This window comes from Microvirga sp. P4_G7 (assembly GCF_056401005.1).
Genome location: NZ_JBFUKD010000106.1, coordinates 1 through 8,178, shown reverse-complemented (window position 1 = coordinate 8,178; position 8,178 = coordinate 1). Strand labels below are relative to the sequence as shown.

The following is an 8,178-nucleotide window of genomic DNA, read 5'->3' as shown; positions in this document are numbered from 1 at the left end:
GCATGGTCGGCGGTGAGCAGAATATAGGGGAGCGACTTGTCGTCCCGCAGCAGCACATTATACCGCGGTCGCAACTGCTTGATGAGGTTGGCCTCAAGGAGCAGCGCTTCGGTTTCTGTGGCCGTCGTGACGAATTCCATCGACGCCGTTTCGGCGATCATCCGCGCGATGCGGTTCGAATGCGCCTGGCCCCGCGCATAGGAACCGACGCGATTCTTTAGACTGTTCGCCTTCCCGACATAGAGCACCTCGTGCTTCGTATCGAGCATACGATAGACACCCGGCGCATTCGGCAATGTGGTCCAGAAGCGTCGGATCACCTCGGTTCCGCGCTTCACGGATCCGGGATTGGCCGCGAGGTCGAATTCGACGTCCGATGCGTTCTCGACAACGGTTCCGGAATCATCCTCATCCTCGTTTTCGAGGATGTCGGGCGGAACGTCCGTGGAGGGATTTCGACTCATCCCGCTGATTTAAGCGTTCGGATTTCCCGTGGAAAGAGTGCTTTACCGGTATTTCGTTCTGGGCGCTTTGCAGGGCTTATATGTCTATTCTCGGTTCCGAACGGACTTTCTGATGCGCTTGTCAATTGTGGTTTCGGCCGTCGTCGCGGTCCTCGTCGGCTTCGGCAGCACGATTGCCCTGATCATCGCCGCCGCCCATGCGGTCGGGGCCGATGCGGCTCAAACCACTTCGTGGGTCGCGGCTCTATGCCTGAGCACGGCCGCGACGAGCGGCATTCTCAGCGTTCGCTACCGCATGCCTGTGGTGGCTGCCTGGTCCACGCCGGGCGCCGCCCTCATCGGCGCATCCACCGGCATTTCGCTCCAGGCAGCCGTCGGAGCGTTCCTGCTGGCGGGAGCGCTTATTATTCTCGCAGCCGCTGTCAAACCCTTCGGGCGTCTCATCGAGCGTATCCCCACTCCCATCGCGGCTGCGATGCTCGCCGGCATTCTCATCCGGTTCGTGATGGACGTTTTCGGAAGCGCGCAGGCGGTTCCAGGCCTCGTCCTCCCCTTGATCGCAATCTTTCTCCTCGTGAGGCTCGTGAATCCGGCGATGGCCGTGCTGGCGGTGCTGATCTGTGGGTTCGCCATTGCGTTCGGAGGCGGGTTTGCGCAGCCCCTGCCCTCGGACCTGACCCTTTCCTCGCTGACCCTTGTGACGCCGGTTTTCGATGCGAGCGTCCTGATCGGTCTGGGAATTCCCCTGTTCCTGGTCACGATGGCGTCGCAGAACCTGCCGGGTTTCGCGGTTCTGAGAGCTGCGGGCTATTCCCCACCCTCTCGACCAATTCTGGCTGTGACCGGCTTCGTATCGGTGGTGAGCGCATTCTTCGGGGCCCACACGAGCAACCTCGCTGCGATCTCGGCGGCACTCTGTACCGGACCGGACACACACCCAGATCCGTCCAAGCGGTGGATGGTCGGACCGATCTACGCCTTGTGTTACGTGGCCATCGCCGCCTTCAGCGCTTCTCTCATAGCGCTCATTGGGGCTCTGCCGCAGGAACTCATCAAGACCGTGGCGGGCCTCGCCCTCTTGGGCTCCTTCGCCGGAGCGCTGGGATCGGCTGTCGCCGAGGAGGGTAAGCGATTTCCTGCAGCGCTGACCCTCGCGGTGACGGCTTCGGGCGTATCGATGTTCGGCATCGGCTCGGCGTTCTGGGGTTTGGCGGCCGGACTTCTGGTCGTTGGCCTCGATGTTGTTAACGCTCGAATCCGTTTCCGCCGGGCCTGAGCTGGACCTGAAGGCCGCTTAAGCTTAAAAATTCGTTAAGACCCAAAACGAACGCGGGCGGGAAACACCATGATTGCAACGAAAAATGCCCATCGGCTCGCCGTCGTCACGATGGTGGCGGGGCTCGCTGCCTGCCAAAACATGGGTGGCTCGGTCAACGGATCGCCGGAGGGCGTCCCGATCATGCTCGAGAGCATCGAAGGTGCCCCCGGACCCGTTCAGACCGCTTTCGTCGGGGAGCTCAACTCCGCCGCGTCCGATAGGAAGGTCGAAATCGTCGGCACCAGCAGTCAGGCGCGTTATCGCGTACGCGGCTATCTTTCGACGGAAACCGCCGATGGCGAGACGACAGTCGCCTATGTCTGGGACGTCTTCGATTCGGAAAAGCGCCGCGCCCAGCGGCTGACGGGATCGAGCCCGATCAAGGTCGGCTCCTCCAACCCTTGGACCTCCCTCGACAAGGCGACTCTCGCCAAACTCGCGAATTCCAGCATGGACGAGATCGCGCAGTTCCTTGCGGCGGCCAAGGCCGAGGCGCCGTTCCAGACTGCGGATGCGTCGTTGTCGGGTGCTCCTGTGGCGGCGCAGTAACGGCGTCGCATGAACCGGCATCGATGCCGCACATTCATGCCATTCTCGGTATTGTGACGACTTTTGAACGCTGCTAAGACCCCCTCGTCTTGCCGTTCCCAGCGCTCGTACGGCGGGCTCCACAGGTCACATGCAGCCAAAGATGCTCTCATGAAGCTCGTCGCGGGAAATTCCAATCGTCCGCTGGCGGAGGCTATCTCCGCTTACCTCAACATCCCGCTCGCCAAATGTCAGGTGAAGCGCTTCGCGGACATGGAAGTGTTCGTCGAGATTCAGGAGAACGTGCGCGGCGAGGACGTTTTCGTCGTTCAATCGACCTCCTTCCCGGCGAATGACCACTTGATGGAGCTTCTGATCATCATCGATGCCCTGCGCCGCTCCTCGGCGCGCCGCATCACGGCGGTGATCCCTTATTTCGGCTATGCCCGGCAAGACCGGAAACCCGGTCCCCGCACCCCGATTTCGGCCAAGCTCGTCGCCAATCTGATCACCAATGCCGGTGTCGACCGCGTGCTSACSCTCGAYCTKCACGCCGGCCAGATCCAGGGCTTCTTCGACATTCCGACCGACAACTTGTTCAGCGCGCCTGTCATGGTCCGTGACATCAAGGAGCGCCTCGACAACGGCGATCGCATGGTCGTCTCGCCCGACGTCGGCGGCGTCGTGCGCGCCAGGGCCCTCGCCAAGCGCCTCGATGCTCCTCTCGCCATCGTCGACAAGCGCCGTGAGYGGCCGGGCGAATCCGAGGTCATGAACATCATCGGCGACGTGTCAGGGCGGTCCTGCATCCTTCTCGACGACATCGTCGATTCCGGCGGAACGCTGGTGAACGCGGCCGAAGCCCTCCTCGCCAACGGCGCCAAGGAAGTCTACGCCTACATCACCCACGGCGTTCTTTCCGGCGGAGCGGTGTCCAGGATTTCCAACTCGAAGCTCAAGGAACTGGTGATCACGGACTCGATCATGCCGACGGAGGCCGTGAAGGTGGCGCACAACATCCGCGTCGTCTCGATCGCCCCGCTCATCGGCGAAGCGATCGGCCGCACGGCGACGGAAAGCTCGGTCTCGAGCCTGTTCGATTAGCCTTTAATTTGTTGCAACTGCGGGCCGTCGCCGCTATAAGCCGCCTCGCGCCCGCTCGACACCCTTGGAGGCACGGGCGCGAACCTCGGCCACCATGTGGCGGCTTTTGGTTTTCCAGATACCTCTTCAAAGGACCACGACCATGAGTGCTATCAAGCAAATCAAGGCCGTGGCGCGCGACCGGGCCGGCAAGGGGGCCGCCCGGGCCGTTCGTCGCCAAGGCCAAGTTCCCGCCGTCATCTATGGAGCCGGTCAGCCGGCCGCGGCGATCGCTCTCGATTTCAATCAGACGAAGCAGCTGATTTTCGCCGGCCACTTCCTCACCACGATCTTCGAGATCGAGGTCGACGGGAAGAAGGTCCAGGCGCTGCCCCGTGATTACCAGCTCGACCCGGTCCGCGATTTCCCGGTCCATGTCGACTTCCTGCGCCTTGCCAAGGGCCAGGCGATCAAGGTCGTCGTTCCGGTCCACGTAGTCGGCCAGGACAAGTGCGCCGGCGTCAAGCGCGGCGGCACCCTGCAGATCGTCGAGCACTCGGTGGAACTCCTCGTGCCGTCCAACGCGATCCCGGACTTCATCGAAGCGTCGGTGGCGGATCTCGACATCGGTTCGTCGGTCCACCTTTCGGACATCAAGCTGCCCGCAGGCGCCAAGGCCACGTCTCAGGAGAACCTCACTCTCGTGACGGTCGTCGCTCCGTCGGGAATGAAGGAAGAAGAGCCGGCCGCAGAGGCCGAGGCAGCCCCGGCCGCTGCCGCCGCGAAGGCCTGATCTTTCGAGGCTTTCTCTTCCTTTCGACAGGCTTCGACGCTCCGACCGCAAGGCCGGAGCGTTTCCTTATGAACGAATGACCACGAGCGATGCGCCTCTTCGTCGGCCTCGGCAATCCCGGACAACGCTACGCCAGAAACCGCCACAACATCGGGTTCTTGGCAGCGGATGAGATCGCGCGCGCCTATGCGACGGCGCCGTGGAGGAAGCGTTTCCAAGGCCAGACGACGGAAGCACTGATCGGTGGCGAGCGGGTTCTCCTGCTCAAGCCGGATACCTACATGAACGATTCGGGTCGGGCGGTTGCCGAAGCGCAACGTTTCTTCAAGATCCCGCTTTCCGACGTCACGGTGTTTTACGACGAACTCGATCTTCCCCCGGCCAAGCTGAGGGTCAAGGTCGGCGGCGGCAACGCCGGACATAACGGTCTGCGCTCGATCACCGCCCATTGCGGCAACGATTACCGGCGGGTGCGCCTCGGCATCGGCCACCCCGGCCACAAGGCCATGGTGCAATCCTACGTGCTCGGCGACTTCGGCAAGGCAGAGGAACCTTGGGTCGAGGATCTGTGCCGGGCCTGCGCCGACAACGCCGCCCTCCTCGCCAAGGGCGACGATGCAAGTTTTCAGAACAAGGTCCACCTCGCCATGGAAGGCCGAGGCTGGACGGACGTAAAGCGGCCCGGAGAGCGGGCTCAAAACAGCAAGGAGTGAGGCATGGGCTTCAAGATGGGCATCGTCGGATTGCCGAATGTGGGCAAATCCACGCTCTTCAACGCACTCACCCAGACGGCGGCAGCGCAGGCGGCCAATTACCCGTTCTGCACGATCGAGCCCAATGTGGGCGACGTGGCGGTGCCCGATGAGCGGCTCGACCAGCTCGCGGCCATTGCCGGCTCGGCGCAGATCATCCCGACCCGCCTGACCTTCGTCGACATCGCCGGCCTCGTTCGCGGCGCTTCGCAGGGCGAAGGTCTGGGCAACCAGTTCCTGGCCAATATCCGTGAAGTCGACGCGATCGCCCATGTGGTGCGCTCGTTCGAAGATTCGGACATCACCCACGTCGAGGGCAAGATCGACCCGATCGCCGATATCGAAATCATCGAGACCGAGCTCATGCTGGCCGATCTCGACAGTCTCGAAAAGCGCGTCACGGCCCTTGAGAAGAAGGCCAAGGGGAACGACAAGGAGGCCAAGGAAACCCTGGATCTCGTCAACCGTTCGCTCGTTCTCCTGCGCGAGGGTCGACCAGCCCGCTTCGTCGAGCGCAAGCCCGAAGAAGAACGCCTGTTCCAGATGCTTGGCCTCCTGACCTCCAAGCCCGTTCTCTACGTCTGCAATGTGGAGGAAGCGTCGGCCGACGAAGGCAATGCTTTCTCGGCCAAGGTCATCGCGCGCGCGAAGGAAGAGGGTGCGAAGGCGGTTGTCGTTTCGGCCAAGATCGAGAGCGAAATCGCAGTCCTCGCTCCCGATGAGCAGAAGGACTATCTCGACGCCATCGGCCTCAAGGAACCGGGCCTCAACCGGGTCATCCGGGCCGGATATGAGCTGCTCGGCCTGGTCACCTACTTCACGGTCGGCCCCAAGGAAGCGAGAGCTTGGACCATCACCAAGGGGACCCGCGCTCCGCAGGCCGCCGGCGTGATCCATACGGATTTCGAAAAAGGCTTCATCCGGGCCGAGACGATCGCTTACCCGGATTATGTGACCCTCAAGGGTGAATCGGGCGCGCGCGATGCCGGAAAACTAAGGCTCGAGGGCAAGGAATATCCGGTTCAGGACGGTGACGTCCTGCATTTCCGATTCGCGAACTAACGAAATCGTGATCGATCGGTTCGGCGTCGGTTCAGGTCGCTTAGGCATTAGTCCAGCATGGAGGGTTCCCGCATGCAGGATTCCATTGAAGAGGTAGCCTACACCGTCGGCGGCGCGATCATCTCGCCGAGCCTGGGTGCGGCTGAGCTTATTTTGGCGCTTCTGGTCGCGTGCGGCTTTGCCTACAGCGCCTTCTACGGCCTCGTCCACCGCCGCCACGACAATGAGCATTGGCGTCAGAATCGCTTCTGACGTCAATCGACGCCGCTTTGCCCGGCGATAGCCTTCCTTGTCAGAAGCCTCCGGAGCGACGATCTACTGCGTCATGCACCTTTCCGCACTTCATCGCTGGGACCTGACGCCCCAGCAGGCCATCGCGCTCCAGAACGATCTCCGAGCCGATGTCATTTCAAATGCCCCCATCGACCTGGACGCCATCACCCTGATCGCCGGGGTCGATGTGAGCGTAAAGAACGAGCAGTCCCAGGCCGCGATCGTCGTCGCGACCTATCCGGACTTCAAGCCGGTTGAGGTCGTCCTCGCCCAGCGACCGACACCGTTTCCCTATATTCCAGGACTTCTCAGCTTTCGCGAGGGGCCGGTTCTCGAAGAAGCGTTCGAAAAGCTTGAAACCATGCCGGACGTGTTTCTCTTCGACGGAATGGGTATCGCCCATCCCCGGCGGATCGGGATTGCCAGCCATATGGGGCTGTGGCTCGATCGACCGACCATCGGCTGTGGCAAGACGCTCCTGTGTGGTCGTTACAGCGACCTGAGGGAGGAGAAGGGTTCCTCCGCGCCCCTGATCCACAAAGGCGAGTCGATCGGCGTCGCCCTGAGGACGCGCACGGCCAAGAACCCGATGTTCATCTCCCCTGGACACATGGCCGATATTCCGACAGCAGCGGAGCTCGTTTTGCGCTGTTCTCCTAAGTTTCGACTTCCGGAGCCGATCCGCCTGGCCCATAACGCCGCCGGACGTTTTGCGACCTGACGAAAGCCGGGACGCTCTCACGACGATGCGGCCCTCGCTGCGGCACAAGGAATGCAATGCCCCGTTTGCACTTCGAAGACTTCGTATCCGGAACGAGCCAGATCTTCGGGCCGGTTCCCGTCAGCAAAGACGAGATGATCGCCTTTGCGTTGGAATACGACCCTCAACCCTTTCACGTGGACGAGGTGGCGGCGAAGGAAAGCTTCGTCGGGACATTGATCGCCTCGGGATGGCATACGAGCGCCATCAACATGCGGCTTTTCGCGGACGGAGTGCTGCTCGATTCCACATCGATGGGATCGCCTGGCATCGAGGAGCAGAAATGGCTGAAACCGGTCCGTCCCGGCGACACGCTACGCTCGCGCATGACAATCCTGGARACACGCGCCTCGCAAAGTCGCCCGGATCTCGGATTGGTGAAATTTCAGTTCGAGGTTTTGAACCAATCCGACGAGGTCGTGCTGAAACAGACGGCTTGGGTGATGTTCGGGCGTCGCGAACCCGGGAATCCCGCACCCCGCGTGAAGGCAACCCCCGCGAAAGCGCCACGAAAAGCGAGCGACAGCCGTCCGGCCGCGGCGCCCAGTGTCACCGGAAATTCGTATCTCGACGACCTTTTGATCGGTCAGACGAGCGATATCGGATCCTACAGGTTCGAAGCGGAAGAGATCATCCGCTTCGCAAAGAACTATGACCCGCAGCGCTTCCACGTCGATGCGCAAGCGGCGAAAGACAGCCTCTTCGGTGCTCTCTGCGCCTCAGGATGGCAGACGGCAGGGGTGTGGATGAAACTCATGGCCGCCGAACGTCACCGCATCCGCACGGAGGCGTTGCGGCGCGGCGAACGTCCGGCCCGGCTCGGACCGTCGCCGGGTTTCACCAACTTGAAGTGGCTGAAACCGGTTTTCGCCGGCGACACGATTTCCTATCGAACAACGCTGACGAACAGGCGTTCGTCGGCGTCGCGATCCGGATGGGGCCTCGCCTTTCATCACAACAGCGGGGTCAATCAGCACGGAGAAGAAGTCTTCGCCTTCGACGGCACCGTGTTCTGGGAAAAGCGCCCGACGGACTGAGGGGAGCTCTCTTGCCGCTCAGTGGCCCTCGAAGCTCATGAGACTGCGTACTTTGACGTCGAGATCGCGCAGCTTCTTGGCGCCGCCGAGATCCGGCAGGTCGATGAT

General features: G+C 62.0%; 10 protein-coding genes and 1 pseudogene. 9 read left to right on the top strand and 2 right to left on the bottom strand.

Annotation, left to right across the window (positions count from 1 at the left end; all coding sequences use genetic code 11):
* A partial coding sequence (locus AC1DT3_RS07290; protein WP_477464587.1) for a GIY-YIG nuclease family protein occupies window positions 1-464 on the bottom strand: 464 nt, incomplete at its 3' end.
* 112 nt (window positions 465-576) lie between these two features.
* On the opposite strand from AC1DT3_RS07290, the gene AC1DT3_RS07285 reads away from it, so the two are divergent.
* The 9 genes from AC1DT3_RS07285 (at window position 577) to AC1DT3_RS07245 (ending at window position 8,070) form a co-directional block, all read left to right on the top strand.
* Complete coding sequence (locus tag AC1DT3_RS07285; RefSeq protein ID WP_477464586.1) at window positions 577-1,740, top strand: benzoate/H(+) symporter BenE family transporter; 1,164 nt, start codon at window positions 577-579, stop codon at window positions 1,738-1,740.
* 69 nt (window positions 1,741-1,809) lie between these two features.
* Window positions 1,810-2,331 carry a hypothetical protein gene (locus tag AC1DT3_RS07280; RefSeq protein WP_477464585.1) on the top strand — a complete coding sequence of 174 codons (522 nt, stop codon included), beginning with the start codon at window positions 1,810-1,812 and terminating at the stop codon, window positions 2,329-2,331.
* A 150-nt stretch (window positions 2,332-2,481) separates the two neighbouring features.
* The gene (locus AC1DT3_RS07275) at window positions 2,482-3,414 is read left to right on the top strand and encodes a ribose-phosphate pyrophosphokinase (RefSeq protein ID WP_477464584.1); all 933 of its coding nucleotides are present in this window, start codon (window positions 2,482-2,484) and stop codon (window positions 3,412-3,414) included.
* Window positions 3,415-3,556: 142 nt separating this feature from the next.
* Window positions 3,557-4,186, top strand: coding sequence for a 50S ribosomal protein L25/general stress protein Ctc (locus tag AC1DT3_RS07270; protein ID WP_477464583.1), 630 nt, complete (start codon window positions 3,557-3,559; stop codon window positions 4,184-4,186).
* Window positions 4,187-4,275: 89 nt separating this feature from the next.
* The gene (pth, locus tag AC1DT3_RS07265) at window positions 4,276-4,899 is read left to right on the top strand and encodes an aminoacyl-tRNA hydrolase (protein ID WP_477464582.1); all 624 of its coding nucleotides are present in this window, start codon (window positions 4,276-4,278) and stop codon (window positions 4,897-4,899) included.
* 3 nt (window positions 4,900-4,902) lie between these two features.
* Window positions 4,903-6,000 carry a redox-regulated ATPase YchF gene (gene ychF / locus AC1DT3_RS07260; protein WP_477464581.1) on the top strand — a complete coding sequence of 366 codons (1,098 nt, stop codon included), beginning with the start codon at window positions 4,903-4,905 and terminating at the stop codon, window positions 5,998-6,000.
* Window positions 6,001-6,072: 72 nt separating this feature from the next.
* Window positions 6,073-6,252 (top strand): hypothetical protein, encoded by a 180-nt coding sequence (locus tag AC1DT3_RS07255; protein WP_477464580.1) that lies wholly within the window; start codon window positions 6,073-6,075, stop codon window positions 6,250-6,252.
* Window positions 6,253-6,325: 73 nt separating this feature from the next.
* Window positions 6,326-6,994, top strand: a complete 669-nt coding sequence (gene nfi / locus AC1DT3_RS07250) for a deoxyribonuclease V (protein WP_477464588.1) — start codon at window positions 6,326-6,328, stop codon at window positions 6,992-6,994.
* A gap of 56 nt (window positions 6,995-7,050) precedes the next feature.
* Window positions 7,051-8,070: a MaoC family dehydratase gene (locus AC1DT3_RS07245; protein WP_477464579.1), complete on the top strand. Its 1,020-nt coding sequence runs from the start codon at window positions 7,051-7,053 to the stop codon at window positions 8,068-8,070.
* An 18-nt stretch (window positions 8,071-8,088) separates the two neighbouring features.
* Here AC1DT3_RS07245 and AC1DT3_RS07240 read toward each other — a convergent pair.
* Window positions 8,089-8,178: pseudogene (locus AC1DT3_RS07240) on the bottom strand (adenine phosphoribosyltransferase); the annotation flags it as partial.